This is a genomic window from Pseudomonas sp. Pseusp10, from assembly GCF_059492225.1.
Genome location: NZ_CP168528.1, coordinates 4,610,855 through 4,627,466 on the forward strand (window position 1 = coordinate 4,610,855; position 16,612 = coordinate 4,627,466).

General features: G+C 60.4%; 19 protein-coding genes. 7 read left to right on the top strand and 12 right to left on the bottom strand.

Annotated features, from left to right (window positions below):
- The first annotated feature begins 56 nt into the window (after positions 1 to 56).
- The 5 genes from ACEN8Z_RS20765 (at position 57) to ACEN8Z_RS20785 (ending at position 4,281) form a co-directional block, all read left to right on the top strand.
- Positions 57 to 542 (top strand): flavin reductase family protein, encoded by a 486-nt coding sequence (locus tag ACEN8Z_RS20765; RefSeq protein ID WP_495595494.1) that lies wholly within the window; start codon positions 57 to 59, stop codon positions 540 to 542.
- Positions 543 to 771: 229 nt separating this feature from the next.
- The gene (locus ACEN8Z_RS20770; RefSeq protein ID WP_495595495.1) at positions 772 to 1,815 is read left to right on the top strand and encodes an LLM class flavin-dependent oxidoreductase; all 1,044 of its coding nucleotides are present in this window, start codon (positions 772 to 774) and stop codon (positions 1,813 to 1,815) included.
- A gap of 174 nt (positions 1,816 to 1,989) precedes the next feature.
- Positions 1,990 to 2,142: a hypothetical protein gene (locus tag ACEN8Z_RS20775; RefSeq protein ID WP_495595496.1), complete on the top strand. Its 153-nt coding sequence runs from the start codon at positions 1,990 to 1,992 to the stop codon at positions 2,140 to 2,142.
- A 91-nt stretch (positions 2,143 to 2,233) separates the two neighbouring features.
- Positions 2,234 to 2,911, top strand: coding sequence for a cysteine hydrolase family protein (locus ACEN8Z_RS20780; protein WP_495595497.1), 678 nt, complete (start codon positions 2,234 to 2,236; stop codon positions 2,909 to 2,911).
- Positions 2,912 to 2,916: 5 nt separating this feature from the next.
- Entirely contained in the window at positions 2,917 to 4,281 is a 1,365-nt protein-coding gene (locus ACEN8Z_RS20785; protein ID WP_495595498.1) for a purine-cytosine permease family protein, read from the top strand.
- A 184-nt stretch (positions 4,282 to 4,465) separates the two neighbouring features.
- On the opposite strand, the gene ACEN8Z_RS20790 is transcribed toward ACEN8Z_RS20785, so the two are convergent.
- From ACEN8Z_RS20790 to ACEN8Z_RS20805, 4 genes are all read right to left on the bottom strand, one after another.
- Entirely contained in the window at positions 4,466 to 5,812 is a 1,347-nt protein-coding gene (locus tag ACEN8Z_RS20790; RefSeq protein ID WP_495595499.1) for a glutamine synthetase family protein, read from the bottom strand.
- Between the two features lie 20 nt (positions 5,813 to 5,832).
- Positions 5,833 to 6,387, bottom strand: a complete 555-nt coding sequence (locus ACEN8Z_RS20795; RefSeq protein ID WP_007982493.1) for a helix-turn-helix domain-containing protein — start codon at positions 6,385 to 6,387, stop codon at positions 5,833 to 5,835.
- A gap of 25 nt (positions 6,388 to 6,412) precedes the next feature.
- Positions 6,413 to 7,702: an NAD(P)/FAD-dependent oxidoreductase gene (locus ACEN8Z_RS20800; protein ID WP_495595500.1), complete on the bottom strand. Its 1,290-nt coding sequence runs from the start codon at positions 7,700 to 7,702 to the stop codon at positions 6,413 to 6,415.
- A 207-nt stretch (positions 7,703 to 7,909) separates the two neighbouring features.
- Entirely contained in the window at positions 7,910 to 8,245 is a 336-nt protein-coding gene (locus tag ACEN8Z_RS20805) for a hypothetical protein (RefSeq protein WP_495598170.1), read from the bottom strand.
- A 269-nt stretch (positions 8,246 to 8,514) separates the two neighbouring features.
- Here ACEN8Z_RS20805 and ACEN8Z_RS20810 point away from each other — a divergent pair, with 269 nt between their 5' ends.
- Both ACEN8Z_RS20810 and osmE read left to right on the top strand, forming a co-directional pair.
- Positions 8,515 to 8,754 carry a hypothetical protein gene (locus ACEN8Z_RS20810; protein ID WP_007985229.1) on the top strand — a complete coding sequence of 80 codons (240 nt, stop codon included), beginning with the start codon at positions 8,515 to 8,517 and terminating at the stop codon, positions 8,752 to 8,754.
- Between the two features lie 13 nt (positions 8,755 to 8,767).
- Entirely contained in the window at positions 8,768 to 9,118 is a 351-nt protein-coding gene (gene osmE / locus ACEN8Z_RS20815) for an osmotically-inducible lipoprotein OsmE (RefSeq protein ID WP_495595501.1), read from the top strand.
- Positions 9,119 to 9,272: 154 nt separating this feature from the next.
- On the opposite strand, the gene ACEN8Z_RS20820 is transcribed toward osmE, so the two are convergent.
- The 8 genes from ACEN8Z_RS20820 to catA form a co-directional block, all read right to left on the bottom strand.
- A complete protein-coding gene (locus ACEN8Z_RS20820; RefSeq protein ID WP_495595502.1) occupies positions 9,273 to 9,473 on the bottom strand; it encodes a DUF2188 domain-containing protein in 201 nt (66 codons plus the stop codon).
- A gap of 117 nt (positions 9,474 to 9,590) precedes the next feature.
- On the bottom strand, positions 9,591 to 10,289 hold the full coding sequence (locus tag ACEN8Z_RS20825; protein ID WP_495595503.1) for an alpha/beta hydrolase: 699 nt from the start codon (positions 10,287 to 10,289) through the stop codon (positions 9,591 to 9,593).
- Positions 10,290 to 10,330: 41 nt separating this feature from the next.
- The gene (locus ACEN8Z_RS20830) at positions 10,331 to 11,104 is read right to left on the bottom strand and encodes a 1,6-dihydroxycyclohexa-2,4-diene-1-carboxylate dehydrogenase (RefSeq protein ID WP_495595504.1); all 774 of its coding nucleotides are present in this window, start codon (positions 11,102 to 11,104) and stop codon (positions 10,331 to 10,333) included.
- A gap of 219 nt (positions 11,105 to 11,323) precedes the next feature.
- On the bottom strand, positions 11,324 to 12,337 hold the full coding sequence (benC, locus tag ACEN8Z_RS20835) for a benzoate 1,2-dioxygenase electron transfer component BenC (protein ID WP_495595505.1): 1,014 nt from the start codon (positions 12,335 to 12,337) through the stop codon (positions 11,324 to 11,326).
- Between the two features lie 10 nt (positions 12,338 to 12,347).
- Entirely contained in the window at positions 12,348 to 12,836 is a 489-nt protein-coding gene (benB, locus tag ACEN8Z_RS20840) for a benzoate 1,2-dioxygenase small subunit (RefSeq protein ID WP_495595506.1), read from the bottom strand.
- Entirely contained in the window at positions 12,833 to 14,197 is a 1,365-nt protein-coding gene (gene benA / locus ACEN8Z_RS20845; RefSeq protein ID WP_495595507.1) for a benzoate 1,2-dioxygenase large subunit, read from the bottom strand. Before benA ends, benB begins: the two co-directional genes overlap by 4 nt.
- Positions 14,198 to 14,469: 272 nt before the next feature.
- Complete coding sequence (locus ACEN8Z_RS20850; RefSeq protein WP_008000514.1) at positions 14,470 to 15,429, bottom strand: AraC family transcriptional regulator; 960 nt, start codon at positions 15,427 to 15,429, stop codon at positions 14,470 to 14,472.
- Between the two features lie 208 nt (positions 15,430 to 15,637).
- The gene (catA, locus tag ACEN8Z_RS20855; RefSeq protein WP_495595508.1) at positions 15,638 to 16,567 is read right to left on the bottom strand and encodes a catechol 1,2-dioxygenase; all 930 of its coding nucleotides are present in this window, start codon (positions 16,565 to 16,567) and stop codon (positions 15,638 to 15,640) included.
- Positions 16,568 to 16,612: the final 45 nt, after the last annotated feature.

Sequence of the window (16,612 nt, forward strand, 5' to 3'; positions counted from 1 at the left end):
TACCATCAGACCTACAAACACATAAAAACCGCGTCACACCCGCCGAGGACCGTCCAATGATCGATGCCGCCATCTACAAACAAGTCATGGGTTCGTTCCCGTCCGGAGTGACCGTGATCACCACCCTGGATGACGACGGGCAAATCGTCGGCCTGACCGCCAGCGCCTTCAGCTCGCTGTCGATGGACCCGGCCCTGGTGCTGTTCTGCCCGAACTACAGCTCTGATTCCTACCCGGTCCTGATCAAAAACAAACGTTTTGCCATCCACGTGCTTTCCGGCGGCCAGCAAAGCGAGGCCTATGCCTTCGCGCGCAAAGGCAAGGACAAGGCCCAGGGGATCGGGTGGACATTGAGCGAGTTGGGCAACCCGATTCTGGCCAACGCCACGGCGGTCATCGAATGTGAGCTGTGGCGCGAATATGAAGGCGGTGACCACGCCATCATGGTCGGCGCGGTGAAAAACCTGATCGTGCCCCGGCAGAGCAGCGGGCCACTGGTGTATTGCCACGGCAAGATGGGCGCCCTGCCCGTTCTGGCCTGAACCCTCTGATATCACCGCATTCCCCTGTGGGAGCGGGCTTGCTCGCGAAGAGGCCGGCACACTCAACATCGATGTCGCCTGGTACTCCGCCTTCGCGGGCAAGCCCGCTCCCACAGAACCCGGGGTTGCCGGCAGAGAAATGTTTTGCAGACATTTCGTATTATGGTATACCAATAACTATCAGGCCCGCAGTCGACAGGCCAACAACAAAAGATCCGAGGTAAGCGTCATGAAGTTTTCCCTGTTCGTACACATGGAACGTTGGGACGAAAGCGTCAGCCACCGCCAGTTGTTCGAAGACCTGACCGAACTGACGCTGATGGCCGAGGCCGGTGGTTTCAGCACAGTGTGGATCGGTGAGCACCACTCCATGGAATACACCATCTCGCCAAGCCCGATGCCGCTGCTGGCTTACCTAGCGGCCAAGACCACCACCATTCACCTGGGCGCCGGCACCATCATCGCGCCGTTCTGGCATCCGCTGCGGGTGGCGGGTGAATGCGCATTGCTCGACGTGATCAGCAACGGACGCATGGAAGTCGGTTTGGCCCGCGGTGCCTACCAGATTGAATTCGACCGCATGGCCGGCGGCATGCCAGCGTCTTCCGGCGGCCAGGCGTTGCGGGAAATGGTTCCGGTGGTGCGTGCACTGTGGAACGGCGACTATGCCCATGACGGTGACATCTGGAAGTTCCCGACCTCCACCAGCGTGCCCAAGCCGATCCAGCAGCCGAACCCGCCGATGTGGATCGCCGCCCGCGACCCGGACTCGCACAACTTCGCCGTGGCCAACGGCTGCAACGTCATGGTCACGCCACTGATGAAAGGCGACGAAGAAGTCCTCGACCTGAAGAACAAATTCCAGGCCGCCCTGGACAACAACCCGGACGTGCCGCGCCCGCAACTGATGGTGCTGCGTCACACCCACGTGCACACCGCCGACGATCCGCAAGGCTGGGAAGTCGGGGCCAAGGCGATCTCGAAGTTCTACCGCACCTTCGATGCCTGGTTCGGCAACAAGACCACCCCGGTCAACGGCTTCCTCGCGCCGAGCCCGGAAGAGAAATTCGCCGGTCGCCCCGAGTTCGAACTGGAGAGCCTGCACAAGACCGCCATGATCGGCACTCCGGAAGAAATCATTCCGCGCATCAAGTACTACCAGGAACTGGGGGTCGACGAATTCAGCTTCTGGTGCGATAACAGCCTGCCCCACGCGGAGAAGAAAAAATCCCTGGAGCTGTTTATCAAGCACGTGGTGCCAGCGTTTCGCTGATTGTGCCGCCCTGCGACATCAACTGTAGGAGCGAGCTCGCTCGCGATGGACGCCAACGATAACGCGGGCCATCTGAATGAACGCGTTGTCCAGAGTTTTTCGCGAGCGAGCTCGCTCCTACAGGTACGCATTTGTCCTGTGGGAGCAAGCGCGCCCCCACAAGGGTCGATTCCAATGATGACTGGTCGTATCCCATCACTCGCCCTTCCCTCCGGCGCCGCGCGGGCTTACCTGCGCGGTGAATGGACCGCTTCGCACCTGCATTTCAAGCGCCTGCGCGCCAGCGTTTCGGCCAAGCAGAACGGCTTCTGGCAAATAGTTCACTGAGCCCACCCGAACAGCCAATCACGCACCCCGCGTCTCGCCATTGCATGGCGCGTACGGTGCATCGTGTTTCGCCTTTGATCAGGTTTGCCCAATGAACAATAACAGCGCGCTGTTGATCATCGACATGCAACAGGAGGACGGTTTCGTCCTCGAAAACTTCGCCACGGTAGTCGCCCATACCGCCGCCTTGCTCGCGACTGCCCGTCGCCAGCGGATGCCTGTCCTCTATACCCGCCACATCAATCAGGCCGACGGCAGTGACCTGCCCCCCGGCGAACCCCTGGCTGCCGACGGTGGCCCCGGCAGTTACCGCGCCGGCACCCGGCAAGTGGAAATCATCGAGTCGCTGACGCCGCAATCCGGTGAATTGATCATCGACAAGGGCCGTTACAGCGCCTTTCACCGAACCGACCTCGACACCCGACTCAAGGCATTGGAGGTCGACACACTGATCATCTGTGGCGTGTTGACCGACGTCTGCGTGCTGACCAGCGTGTTCGACGCCTTCGCCCTCGGTTATCAAGTGCGCCTGGTCAGCGATGCCTGCACCACGACCACCCTGGCCGGGCACTACTCGGCGTTGTTGATCATGGCCAACTGGGTCTACTCGCTGGAAATCCTCACGACTGAACAATGCCTGCGCGCCCTGCAACAACTCGATTACGCCAGCCTGATCCCCGAGCGTCCGGACCTGTTTGCCCACCAGCCCCATGAACTGCCCGGCACCATCGCCCGTCTGCAATCCCGTCTCGTCCGGACTCAGGAGTGATCGCCATGCAAGTCGAAAAAAGAAGCATCGATTTCATCCCCGAAACCGAACGCCACGGCAAGCCGGGCTCGCTGTTCTATATCTGGTTCGGCGCCAACATGAACATCACCACCATCGCGTCCGGTGTGTTGCCGGTGGTGATGGGGCTCAACCTGTTCTGGAGTGCACTGGCGATCATCATCGGCTCGTTGCTGGGGGCGATTTTCATGGCCTCCCACTCGGCACAGGGACCGAAGCTGGGCATTCCGCAGATGATCCAGAGCCGGGCGCAATTCGGCGTGTTGGGGGCGGTATTGCCGCTGCTGTTCGTGATGCTGATTTACCTGGGCTTCTTCGTCAGCAACACCTTGCTCGCGGCCCAGTCGCTGGAGTCCGTCAGCCCGCTGCCAATGTCCGGCAACATCTACCTGATCGGTGCGTTGTGCTTCGTCGTCGCCCTCTATGGCTATCGGTTGATTCACCGCCTGCAGAAGCTGCTGTCGATCCTGTCACTGGTGGTGTTCGTGGCCGCCACGGTGCTCGCCTTACAGTTGCCGATCCCGGCCGAACAATGGTTGCCGACAGGCTTCTCGTTGTCGAAATTCCTGGTGGCAGTGAGCATTGCCGTGACCTGGCAGCTGTCCTACGCGCCTTACGTCGCCGACTATTCGCGCTACCTGCCGAGCAGCACGCCGACCGCCCAGGTGTTCTGGTACAGCTACGCCGGCACGGTCAGCGGCGGCGCGTGGATGATGATTCTCGGGGCGATTCTCAGCGTCGGCATCGGCGACTTTTCCAGCAACGTCGGCGGGCATGTCGCCGGTTTGTTCGGCGCTGGCGCGGTGCTGCTGTTCGCCTTCATCGTCTACGGCCAGGTGTCGATCAACGTGTTCAACCTGTACGGCGCGTTCATGTCGACCATCACCGTGATCGAACCTTTCGCCCGACTCAAGGTGACGCCGCGGGTACGCGGTGTGTTCATGCTGCTGATCAGCCTGGTGGCCACGGCCCTGTGCACCATCAGTCAGGACGACTTCATCAACTTCTTCCTGAACTTCATCTTCTTCATGAGCTACTTCCTGATCCCGTGGACGGCAATCAATCTGGTGGACTACTACTGCCTGCGCAAAGGCCAATACCAAATTGACGACATCTTCGACCTCAACGGGATCTACGGGCGCGTCAACCGGATTGCCTGCGGCAGTTTCCTGCTGGCGATTGCCCTGGAAATTCCGTTCATGAACACCACGCTTTATGTCGGCCCGGTGGCTACGGCGCTGGACGGGGTGGATCTGGCGTGGATCGTCGGGTTGCTGGTGCCGGCGTTGAGTTATTACTGGCTGATGAAGCTTGGCAAGCGTGCGCTGGTGATGGAGTCAGCGGCCGACTAAATTCCAGGCAAAAAAAAATCCCAGGCAGCTGATGGACGCCTGGGATTTAAAAATGCATAAACCGTGGTGGTGAACGCGGCGCGAATATTACGGAATATTTCACCCTGTAACAAGATATTTTTATTCACTATCCAGTTACTAAACGTTCTAACCCCTTAAATATCCACATATTTTCTAAGGTCGACTAGAGAAACCAGCGATACTCCCGCGCGCTGATGTCATGCAGAAATGCCAGATGATCCTGACGCTTGTTTTCGCAGTAGACGTCCACGAACTCCACCCCCAAGCCTTCGCGCACTGCTGAATGATTTTGCATGGAGTGCACCGCTTCGAGCATTTCCAACGGAAAATCGATGCCACTGCTGCGGTCTTCGTTGAGCGGTGCAATCGGCTCGCACTCCCCTTCCAGACCTTGCTCCAACCCCACCAGAATCGCCGCCAGTACCAGATACGGGTTGGCATCGGCGCCTGCCAGGCGATGTTCGATACGCAGGTTTTTGACGTCCGAGTCCGGTATACGCAAGCAGGCATCGCGATCCTCAAAGCCCCAACTGGCGCGGGACGCGACGTTCACGGTGCCGCTCAAGCGACGCATGGCGTTGTGGTTCGGGGCAAAAACCGGCATGCAGTGCGGCAACACATCCAGGCACCCAGCCACCGCATGGCGCAGCGCCCGCTGGCCGTTTGCCGCCAGCAGGTTGTTGCCGGCCTGGTCATACAGGCTGACATGCACGTGCATGCCGCTGCCAGGGTGCTGCAGGTAGGGTTTGGCCATGAAGCTGGCGCGGTAGTTGTGCTTGAGCGCCACGCCCCGGGTGCTGCGGCAGAACAGGGCCGCCCAGTCGGCGGCGCGCAGGCCGTCATCGCAATGGCCGAAGTTGATTTCGAACTGACCCGGGCCGAGCTCGGCGGTGATCACTGTGGCATCGATGCCTTGCGCTCGCGCCGTCTCGACCATTTCATCGAGCACCGGGGCAAAACGCGACAAGCGCTCGATGTGCATGTTCGGCTGATCGTCGGCGTCGCCAGTCAGCTCATCACGGGGAAATTGCGGCAAGCCGTCCTTCAAGCGGCTGTCGAACAGGTAGAACTCCAGCTCGAAGGCCACCACCGGGAAGATGCCCTTGCGCTTGAGCCGTTCCAGCACCTGCGCCAACACTTCACGAGGTTCGAATTCGATGGGTTTTTCCGTGCCATCCGAGGTGATCAGCATTTGGCCCAGAGGCTGCTTTTCCCAGGTCACGAGCTTCAACGTGCCAGGCACCAAACGACGGGGCGCATCCGGGTCACCGTCGTTGAAGCAGTAATCACCGATCTTGAACAACCCGCCCTGAGTGCCGAGCAGTACGCAGTTCTGCGGCAACTTGAGCACACTGCCGGCAGCCACTTTTTCGAGCATCTCGATCGGGTAGCGCTTGCCGTAGAAATGCCCCGGAATGTCCAGGGAGATCAGGTCGACGTAACGCACTTCGGGGTTGCAGTGGCGGAAGTTGCGAACCTCGGCCAGCAGATCAGAGCACACGGCATCCATCGTTTTGTTCCTTGTTGTTGTCAGGTGTAAACCCAAAGCACGCGGGTCAGTTGGTCGGACAGGTTGCCGTAGCGGCAGTGCGCATGGCTGGCCAGTTGAAAGCTGTCGCCGGGACGCAGGGTCACCGGTTCGTTGTCGTCGAGCCACAGGGTCAACTCCCCTTCGAGGACGTAACCGCCCTGCTCCGAGCTGTCCTTCATGTGTCGGTCGCCGCTGCTGGCGCCGGGCTCAAGCTGGCTTTCGAGCATCGAGAACGACGCACGCATTTTTGGCGAAACGAGGATGTCGGTAATGCCATCGGCGTAGTACAGCGTGCGACGCTCGTCCGGGCGGGTGACCCAGGACAACGCCATGGGTTTGGGCAGGCTGTAGAAATAGGTGGTCGGCACCCCCAGGGTTTCGCTGATCGCGGTCAGGTCCGCCACCGTCGGACGCGACAGACCGCGCTCGACCTGGGACAAAAAACCGACCGAGCGACCGATTTTGTCCGCCAGTTCCTTCAGGGTGTATTTTTTGTGTTTGCGCAGGTCCTGGATCAGGATCGCCAGCGCCGAGATCTCTTCTTGCATGTCCATCCAGAGGCTTCCTGAAAGTGTCGCTTCAAATACTGTCGCGCAGTCGATACCAGGCCTTGCCGATGGCTTCCAGCGGCGCGGCCAGGTATTTTCCACCGGGAAAACTGCCGTTGTTCAGGCCCTGGTACAGGGACAACTCGTCGGGCTGACCGAGTACCGCGTCAGACACCGCCCGCGCCGCGGCCAGTGTCGGCAGCACGCCATGCCCGGAATACCCCTGCATCCAGTACAGATCGCCGCGCCGTCCGATATCCGGCGTGCGCTTGAGGGTCAGGTCGATATGTCCGCCCCAGGCAAACTCCAGCTCGACGCCCGTGAGCTGCGGGAACACGCGCTCCAGGAACGGCCGGGTCGCGGCGGCGATGTCCTTGGGCATCCCGCCCAGGTAAGTGCAACCACCGCCGAATAGCAGGCGGTTATCCGGGGTGCGTCGGAAATAATCGAGCACGAACTGGTTGTCGGTCACGCACACGTTGCTCGGCAGCAGCGCGGTGGCTTGCTCCTTCGTCAGCGGCGCGGTCGCGACCTGATAAGTACCGACCGGCAACACGCAACTCGCCAGTTGCGGATCGAGTCGATCGAGGTAAGCGTTGCATGCCAGCACCAGCACATCGGCGCGAATACGACCGCGCTCGGTGGTCACCACAAACCCGTCGCCTTCCTCGCCATAGCTCAGCGCCTTGCTTTGCTCGTGGATGCGGCCACCGGCCCGCTCGATCGCATCGGCAAGGCCCAGGGCCAGTTTCAGCGGGTTCAAATGCCCGCCCTCGGGGTCGAACAGGCCGGCCTGATAACGCTCGCTGGCCACCCATTCCGGCAGCTGTTGCCGGGGGATGAATTGCAGTTTGTCGTGGCCCCACTTGTGGCTGGCCTCATGCTGCCACTCCGTCAGCAGGCCTACCCGACGCGGCATCACCGAGGTCCAGAGATGGCCGGCGCGGTAGTCGCAATCGAACTCATGCCGGCCAGGCAAATCACGCAGTTCGCGCGCCGCCCAGCGCATGCCGTCCCACAGGCGCCGCGCCCGCTCATAGCCCAATGCGGCTTCCAGCGGTGGCATGTCGCACGACCAGCCGAGAATCGCCTGCCCGCCATTACGCCCCGAAGCGGCCCAGGCCACCCGACTGGCCTCGAGCAAGGTCACGCGCTTGCCAGCCAGCGCCAGGCGCAAAGCCGTGTGCAATCCACTGAAACCAGCCCCGATGATCAGCACTTCAGTGTCTTGCTCACCTTCCAGTGCGGCTCGATTGACCAGGCGATCGGCGCAGGTATGGGCGTAGTAACTGGCGACATGCCGGGTGGATTGCTGAAACATATGGCCTCATGAAATTTTGTATTTGTAATTTCATGAAAAAATACACGGTAAATTTCACACAGGCAAATGGCGCGCAAAAAAAATCCCGCCCAGGAGGACTTGGGCGGGATTATTTGATCAGACGCGTGCAGTGCATCGGGTCGACACCGAGGATCTGCGCCGCCACGTTATTGCTGGTGTGACGCCCCGATTTTCACTCTCTCGCGCTTACAAGCAGTCGCGCACGATTTTGCGCAGGTCGTCGGATTTGGCCCAAGGTGGCCCCTGATACAGCGAAATCTGGCTGCCATTCTTGTACTTAACGATATCCACCACTTCGTCGGCCGTGATCACGCTGGGCGCGGTGATCCGGAATCCGTTGGATATCGAAACCTGGGTAGTATTCGGTACTTCCTTTTGCCAGGCAGGCAAAACGCACGCCGCATACTCTTTTGGCGTTTTCTCACTGTGCTTGCTGACATTCGGCTCGCCCGGTACCAGTGACGCCGGCAACGAACACCCGGCCAGCAACGCCAGCACGCATCCCCCCATCAACACTCGCATGTGGCTTCCTTGAATTCGAAAAAAGAAAATGTAGCTTGCCATCGTCCGCACATCCATCCCCAACGATTCAGCGACTGACATTGATATCGGCTCCCCCCGTTAGTTCCTTAAGTTCAGATAAGCCAACCATCTTTCTTGAGCAGGGCAGCGTACTTTCACGTTCGCGTTTATTTTCCCGACCAAAGGAAACCCCGCTGATTCAGACGAATACAACATCCGGTCTGGTAAACAGGTCTAAAATTTTGGTGTGCAGTATTCAGGAGGTCATCATGTGGCTTAACGAATCGGAACAGCAGCTTCGGCGTGATCTGCAAGGGCTTGCGTCAGATTTGCGCTGGTCGGCAGTGGAGCTTCTGCGCATAGAGGAGCAATTGCGCCTGCTCGGCAACGAAGCCGACGCGCAAGCCGTTCAGAGACTGTGTTCTTTGTTTCAGGGCGATGAAGAGAAACTGTCCGGCTATGCCGAGGAAGTGAAAGCCAAGGTCATTAGCCGCAACAAGGCTCAATAGCGGGAGCGCTGCCATGAACAGGCCTCTATTCACGCTGGTCGTCGCACTGACCGCGTTTGCAGGCTGCAGCACCAACTCGATCTACCAGGACCAGCCGCTGGTCGCGAAAGTCAACACTGGCATGAGCCAGGAGCAAGTCCGGCAAATCGGTGGACAACCCCTGGCGGTCACCGATCGCACCGTCGAACCCGGTACGTGCTTTGACTACAAACTGACTCAGGCCGGCCATCAGCAGCCGTACAACGTCAGCTTCGACCGCCGGGGCATGGTCGACCACAAAAGCTTTATGACCTGCGCGGAATGGAGTCATGCGCAGCAAAAAGCCCGGGAACCGTCCCGCCCCAGCGGTGGCGGTGGCTACTAGCGCCCTGTAGGAGCGAGCTTGCTCCGGGCGGCGTTCCGACGATGGTCGCTAACGATAACGCGTGTTTCCTGGCTAAACTCGGCGCGTTTGAGTCCATCGCGAGCGAGCTCGCTCCTACAGGAGATTGCCGTAGAACCGGGGCTTCGGTTGGGCTTCACTTAGCTTGATGGCTGCGCGCAGGCCTGCCGGCACGAGCCCTGTAGCCGGGCAGCGACGCGGCAAACGCCAGAGCCTCTTCCCGACTGTCAAATGAACCCAGTCGGTCACCCTGGGTACATACCCGCCAGGGCCCATTGCTCACTCTGAGTACGTCATAGCCGTTCATGTGCATTTTGTTCAGAATCGGAACGTTCATAGTCACCTCCTCTTGGGCAGTGATATCAGGTTGACTTGCTTACCTTACACCCACCCTTCTCCAAAATACCGACCAGACATCGCCGTGGAAATTCCCGATTCGGGTTGCACCTGGACCCTAGCCCTTGGCCAAGGCCGTCGCAGCCCTGTCGATGAGTGCCGCCACTTCGGCGGGCATCGACGCCAATGACGCATGGCTGGCGTTCAAGGTCAGAATCTCCCGGGCGTTGAGCCGCGCGGCCATCCATTGCTGGTTTTGTGGCGCGATCATCCGGTCTGCGGTCGAAATCTGATACCACGATGGCTTTTTCTTCCAGGCCACCGTGCCAATGGTGTCACCGAAGGTACTCGCCAGCGGCGCTTTCTGGGTGATGCCCATGACCAACCCTTCGGTCGCCGGCAGATCCTGGCAGAAGCTTTCGTGATAGAGCTCAGGCTTGACCCATAGGTAACCGTCGCTATCTGGCGTCAGGTTAGCCGCTGCCGCAGGCAGATGACGTTGTGTGATGCCACCAGGACTTTCACCGGCGTCCGGCGCGAACGCGGCGATGTACACCAGCCCGACCACATTCGGCATATCACCCGCTTCAGTGATCACCGCACCGCCATAGGAATGCCCCACCAACAGCACCGGACCGGGCACCTGGGCGACCATTTTGCGCGTGCGCTCGGCATCATCAGCCAGCGAAGTCAGCGGCAACTCGACGGCACGAATGTGCGTGTCACCCCGGCTGAGCAATTTGACGATGACCTTGTTCCAATGGGCAGCGCCGCCCCAGAAACCATGGACCAGCACGATCGTGGGTTTGTCACTCATCACCATGTCTCCGTTTGCGGATGGGATGTCTGTCGCTCGCGTCAGCCTTGATCGCCGCCGCCCACGGGCATGACCATGCCGGTGATATAGGACGCTTCGTCGCTGGCCAGAAACAGAATAGCCGCCGCCTGCTCATCCAGGGTGCCGTAGCGTTTCATCAAACTGCTGTCTAGGGTCTGGTCGACGATCTGCTGATACCAGAGTTTTTCCTGCTCACTCTGCTCGGCACCGTTGCGGGGTATGCGTCGCGGCGGTGCTTCGGTGCCGCCAGGAGCGGTGGCGTTGACCCGTACGCCACGACCGGCGGTTTCGAATGCCAGACAAGCGGTCAAGGCATTCACCCCGCCCTTTGCCGCACCGTAGGGCACGCGGTTGAGGCTGCGAGTGGCGATGGAGGAGACGTTGACGATCGCCCCGCTGCCCTGTTCCAGCATGAACGGCAGCGCGGCATGACAACACCACAAGGTCGGGAACAGCGAACGGCGAACCTCGGCCTCGATCTGCGCCGCTTCATAGTGCTCGAACGGCTTGGCCCAGATCGTGCCGCCGACGTTATTGACCAGCACATCGAGGCGATCGAAGCGCTCGACGGCGGTCTGCATCACTCGACTGCACTCCTCGTATTGCTCGAGGTCGGCGGTCAGGGCCAAAACCTGGGTGGTCGACGCCAGCTGTTGCTGCACTTCGAACACCAGGTCGGAACGGTCCACCAGGATCAGCTTCGCCCCTTCTGCGGCCATGCGCTCGGCCACCCGCTGCCCGATGCCTTGGGCGGCGCCGGTGATCAGTGCGACTTTTTCGTGAAATCTGTTCATGGCAACCTCAAAAACTCCGATCAATTAAAGTAATGCAGGTCAAACGCAGTCCTGTGGGAGCGGGCTTGCTCGCGAAAGCGGCCTGACAGACGACATAGATGCTGAATGTTCCGGCCTCTTCGCGAGCAAGCCCGCTCCCACATTGGATCTGCGCCGTGCACGGTATTTGTGCTCGCTCCCACATTGGGTCTTTGCCGACACCGGGAGTTCGCGCGCGGCTCAAGCCGCGCTGGCGGCGAATTTCTCAAAGTAGAAGTTCGCAGGCGCGATGCCTTGCTCGCGAATGAACTGGCTGACCGCCTCGACCATCGGCGGCGGGCCGCACAGGTAGAAGTCGACGTCGCCATCGTTCAAATGCTTTGGCTCGATGTGCTGGGTCACGTAGCCCTTGAGCGGGTGTTGGCTCTCGGGGCTGGCGACGCAAGCGCTGAAGGTGAAGTTGGGAATGCGCGCGGCGAAGGCTTCGAGGCGGTCGATTTCCACCAGGTCGAAATCGTGGGTCACGCCGTAGATCAAATGCAGCGGATGATCACTGCCCTGCTCGGCGATCTTCTCCAGCATCGCGGTGAACGGCGCCAGCCCGGTGCCACCGGCCAGCAGCAACAGCGGCCGACGGATGTCGCGCAGGTAGAAACTGCCCAACGGCCCCGCCAGGCTCATGCTGTCGCCGGCCTTGGCCATGCCGGTCAGGAAACTGCTCATCAAGCCGCCCGGCACGTTGCGGATCAGGAAACTGACCTCGCCGTCACGCTGCAACGAGCTGAACGAGTAGGCACGAGTCTGCTCACTGCCGGGAATCCCCAGGTTCACGTATTGCCCCGGCAGGAACGCCAGTTTGCTAAGGGCTTCGCCCTTGATCGACAGCGCGATGGTGCTGTCAGACAGTTGGCGCACGGCGCTGATGGTCGCGTCATAACTGGCCTGGCGGGTACGGCAGACTTCCGAGGACGTCGGCACCCGCACCACGCAGTCGCTGCGGGCGCGCATCTGGCAGGTCAGGACAAAACCCTGCTCGGCCTCTTCTGGGCTGAGGGCGTCTTCGATGTACTCCTCGCCCAGATCATAAGTGCCGGCTTCGGCAAAACACTTGCAGGTGCCGCAAGCGCCGTCGCGGCAGTCCAGCGGAATATTGATGCCCTGGCGGTACGCGGCATCGGCCACGGTTTCGCCGGCATTGGCGTCGATGAACCGGGTGACGCCGTCTTCGAAATTGAATGCAATGGAATGGGTCATGACGGCCGCCTCACAGGTGGTAAACATCGATGACCTGACGAACATAGTCGTTCTTCAGGATCACTTTCTTGGCCAGGATCAGCGGGTTTTCACCACGCACGTCGAGGGTGTAGAAACTGCTGCCGAAATAGCTGTCGACGGTCTTGTAGCGAAAGCTCAGGGTGTGCCAGTTGAAGCGCACCTTGCACAAACCGTCGGCCTGTTCGAGCAGCTCGATGTTGCTGATGTTGTGGGAGGTACGGGTGTCCGGCACGCTGGCGCTGGAGCGCTCGGTCTTGATGCGGAAGACGCGGTCTTCCAGGCCCGTGCGGTTGCCGTACCAGATCAGCGAGATTTCCCGTTGTGGATCTTCGGTCAACTCGTCGTTGTCATCCCACGATGGCATCCAGAACGTCGCATCCGGTGCGTACAGCTCCAGCCATTCGTCCCACTGGCGGTCGTCGAGGTAGCGCGCTTCGCGGTAGAGAAAATCGCGCACGGTGTCAAAGGATATGGTCATTGCACGTCCTCCACGGCGATCAGTTTCGACTGCTCGGCGGCAAGGGCCTTGAGCATGGTCTGCTGCCAGTACTTGTGTTGCAGCACGAACAGGCCTTCGTCTTCGGTGCGTACGCCGCTGAGCAGCGGATGCAGATCGATTTCCCTGGCCGCCTCGTCGGCGCCTTCGATCCAGTGCTCGGCACCGCGGGACATGTCGTTCCAGGTGGTGACGCTGCCCTGGTAACTGGTCTGGCAGGAGCGGAACTCTTCCAGATCGTCCGGCGTGGCCATGCCGCTGACGTTGAAGAAATCCTCGTACTGACGAATCCGGCTGGAACGCGCGTGGTCGCTTTCGCCTTTGGGGGCGATGCAGTAAATGGTGATCTCCGTGCGGTTGACCGAGATCGGCCGGGCGATGCGGATCTGCGAGCTGAACTGGTCCATCAGGTACACGTTGGGGTACAGGCACAGGTTGCGCGAATTCTCGATCATCCAGTCGGCGCGGGCCTTGCCAAAATCCTGCGCCAGCTCATCGCGACGCTCGTACAGCGGACGGTCCTCGGGGTTGGCCCAACGGGTCCAGAGCAGCATGTGGCCCTTGTCGAAGGAATAGAAACCACCGCCCTGCTTGGCCCAGCTGCCAGCGCTCATGGTCGGGTTGCTGTCGCCGGCCTCGCGTTGCTTGCGCTGGTTCTGGGTGGCGGCGTAGTTCCAGTGCACGGAGCTGACGTGGTAGCCATCGGCGCCGTTTTCGGCGGTGAGCTTCCAGTTGCCTTCGTAGATGTAGCTCGACGAGCCGCGCAGCACTTCCAGGCCATCGGTGGACTGGTCGACGATCATGTCGATGATCTTCGCCGACTCGCCAAGGTGCTCGACCAGCGGTAGCACATCGGCTTTCAGGCTGCCGAACAGGAAGCCGCGATAAGACTCGAAACGCGCCACGCGGGTCAGGTCGTGGGAGCCTTCGCAGTTGAAGCTCGCAGGATAACCGGCGTTGGCCGGATCCTTGACCTTGAGCAGCTTGCCGGAGTTGTTGAAGGTCCAGCCGTGGAACGGGCAGGTGTAGGAACTCTTGTTGCCGGATTTGTGCCGGCACAGGGTCGCGCCACGATGGCTGCAGGCATTGATGAAGGCGTTGAGTACACCGTCCTTGTTGCGCGCGATGAAGATCGACTGGCGCCCCATGGTGGTGGTGTAGAAATCGTTGATGTTGGGGATCTGGCTTTCGTGGGCCAGGTACAGCCAGTTGCCTTCGAAGATGTGTTCCATCTCCAGATCGAACAACCGCGGGTCGGTGAACATCTCGCGTTTGCAGCGATAGAGGCCTTGCTCGGGATCGTCTTCAAGCAGGGAATGCAAATATTCGGGTCGCAGGGTCATGGCCGCCGCCTCCATTGTTATTGTTCAGGCAGGGCCATGCTAGGACGGGGGGGCAGACTGGAATATCCGCGGGGTGCAGACCTTTATCCGTTTTGTGCAGTCACTGGCGGTGTGTCAGGCGCCAACAATGGTGAATGTGCCGGCCCCATCGCGAGCAAGCTCGCTCCCACAGTGTTTTGGGCTGGGCGCTATATTCGCGTTCAACCGAAATCCCTGTGGGAGCGAGCTTGCTCGCGATGGCGCCAGACCAGACAACATCAAACCTGAAGGTCTCAATGCCGGCGTTTGAGGGTGTCCGACGGCAACTCGCCGAACTGCTTGCGGTAGCTGTCGGAGAACCGGCCCAGGTGCAGGAAGCCGTAGTCCATCGCCACTTCCGTGACGTTGCGCACGTTGCAGGTCGGGTCGCTCAGGCAGGCGTTGATGCGCTCCAGGCGTTTCTGGCGCAGGTAGTTTTTCGGCGTAAGGCCGGCATTGCGCTCGAACAGGCCATACAGCGAGCGCAGGCTCATGTGGGCCTGGCGCGCCAGCTCTTCGCTGTCGATGTCCTGCTTGAGGTTATTGGCGATGTAATCGGCAATCGCTTCGAACGTGGCCGTCTGCGAGCCCGGTTCGAGGCGGCAGACGTTGGTTTTCATCAGGCTCAGCATCTTGCTGGCGATGATCTGCGCGTAATGCTCCTGCACCCTGGGGATCTGCTCGCTGGCCTCGGCCTCCTGGCAAATCATCGCCAGCAGGTTGACGAAGCCTTCCAGCTCGCCCAGTTGATAGCGGTTCTCCAGGAACCGCACGCCCTGCCCCGGATACTGCCAGCGCTGCTCATCGCAAACGGACTCGAACAACCGGGTGGGTATCTTCAGGATGAATTTTTCGCAATCGTTGGAGTACGTCAGGTCCACCGGATCATCGGGATTGATCAACAGCAGCTCGCCGGGGGCGAAGTAATGTTCCTGACCATGCCCGCGCCACAGGCAATTGCCGCGCAGTAACACTTGCAGGTGATAGATGTTCTCCAGTGCGCCCGACGTCACTCGCACGCTGGCGCCGTAGCTGATGCGGCACAGGTCGAGGCTGGCGAATTTGCGATGGTCGAGACTGGCCAGCGGCCGTCCCGCACGGGGCATGAGGATGCAATGGTTGCCGACATGCTGATTGACGTAGCCCGACACCGCGTAAGGGTCGGCGTGGTCGAATACTCTGCTGCGCTGACTCAACAGTTGAGCTTGCATCATCGGGTCACTCTGATTGTTGTTATGGGTTGCGTCGGTTCATTCTAGAACAGTGTGCCAGGCGTTTGAGGTATTTCCGGCGAGTTGCACGAACACATTGTAGGAGCGAGCTTGCTCGCGATGGACTTGAGAACGCCGCGTTTAGCCAGTAAACACGCGTTATCGTTGACGACCATCGCGAGCGAGCTCGCTCCTACAAGGGGTTGTGCTATCAGTCTTCGAGTGCGCGGACCCGCTCGTGGCGCTGTTGCTCCTCAGGCTGGGCAGACGGCTGCAAGGTGAAGTCGAAGTCGATTTCAGCAAAACGTCCACTCACACCATGGGCCGCCGCACGCTGCTGATCGTCGCTGAAGGTGATCCTGGCAATCAGTTCGTCGCGGGTGGCGTAGGCGAAATCGTCGTGCAGGTATTGATCGCCGTCGAGGTTGATCTGGGTGGTCAGGTGGCGGTGATCCGGCGCGGAGATGAAGAAGTGCACGTGCGCCGGACGCTGGCCATGACGGCCCAGTTGATCGAGCAGTTGCTGGGTCGGACCATCCGGCGGGCAGCCATAACCCGACGGCACGATGCTGCGAAAACGATAGCGGCCTTCGGCGTCGGTAACGATACGGCGACGCAGGTTGAACTCCGACTGCGTGGTATCGAAGTACGAGTAGGTACCACCGGTATTGGCGTGCCAGACGTCCACCACGGCGCCGGCCAGGGGTTCGCCGGCGGTGTTGAACACGCGGCCTTGCATGAACAGGGTCACGCCCGGATCGACGCCATCATCGAGGCGCGCCTCGCCCTCGGACAACGGCGCACCGGCCACGTACAGCGGGCCTTCGATGGTGCGCGGTGTGCCGCCGGATTTGCCGGCCTGCTCGTCTTCGGCGTCCATCAGCAGGTCGAGGTAATGCTCCAGGCCAATACCGGCCACCAGCAACCCGGCTTCCTGGCGCGCGCCCAGCACGTTGAGGTAGTTGACGGCTTTCCAGAACTCTTCCGGGGTCACGGCCAGGTCTTCGATGATGTTCACCGAATCACGCAGGATGCGGTAGACCAGTGCCTTGGTCCGTGGGTTGCCGGCGTCGTTGAGCAGGCCGCTGGCTTCTTCGAGAAATTTCTGGACTTCGGCAGTGTGGGAAATCTTGACGTTCATTTTGCTGGGTTCCTCATCTTGTAATTATTAGCGTAGCGCGCTGAA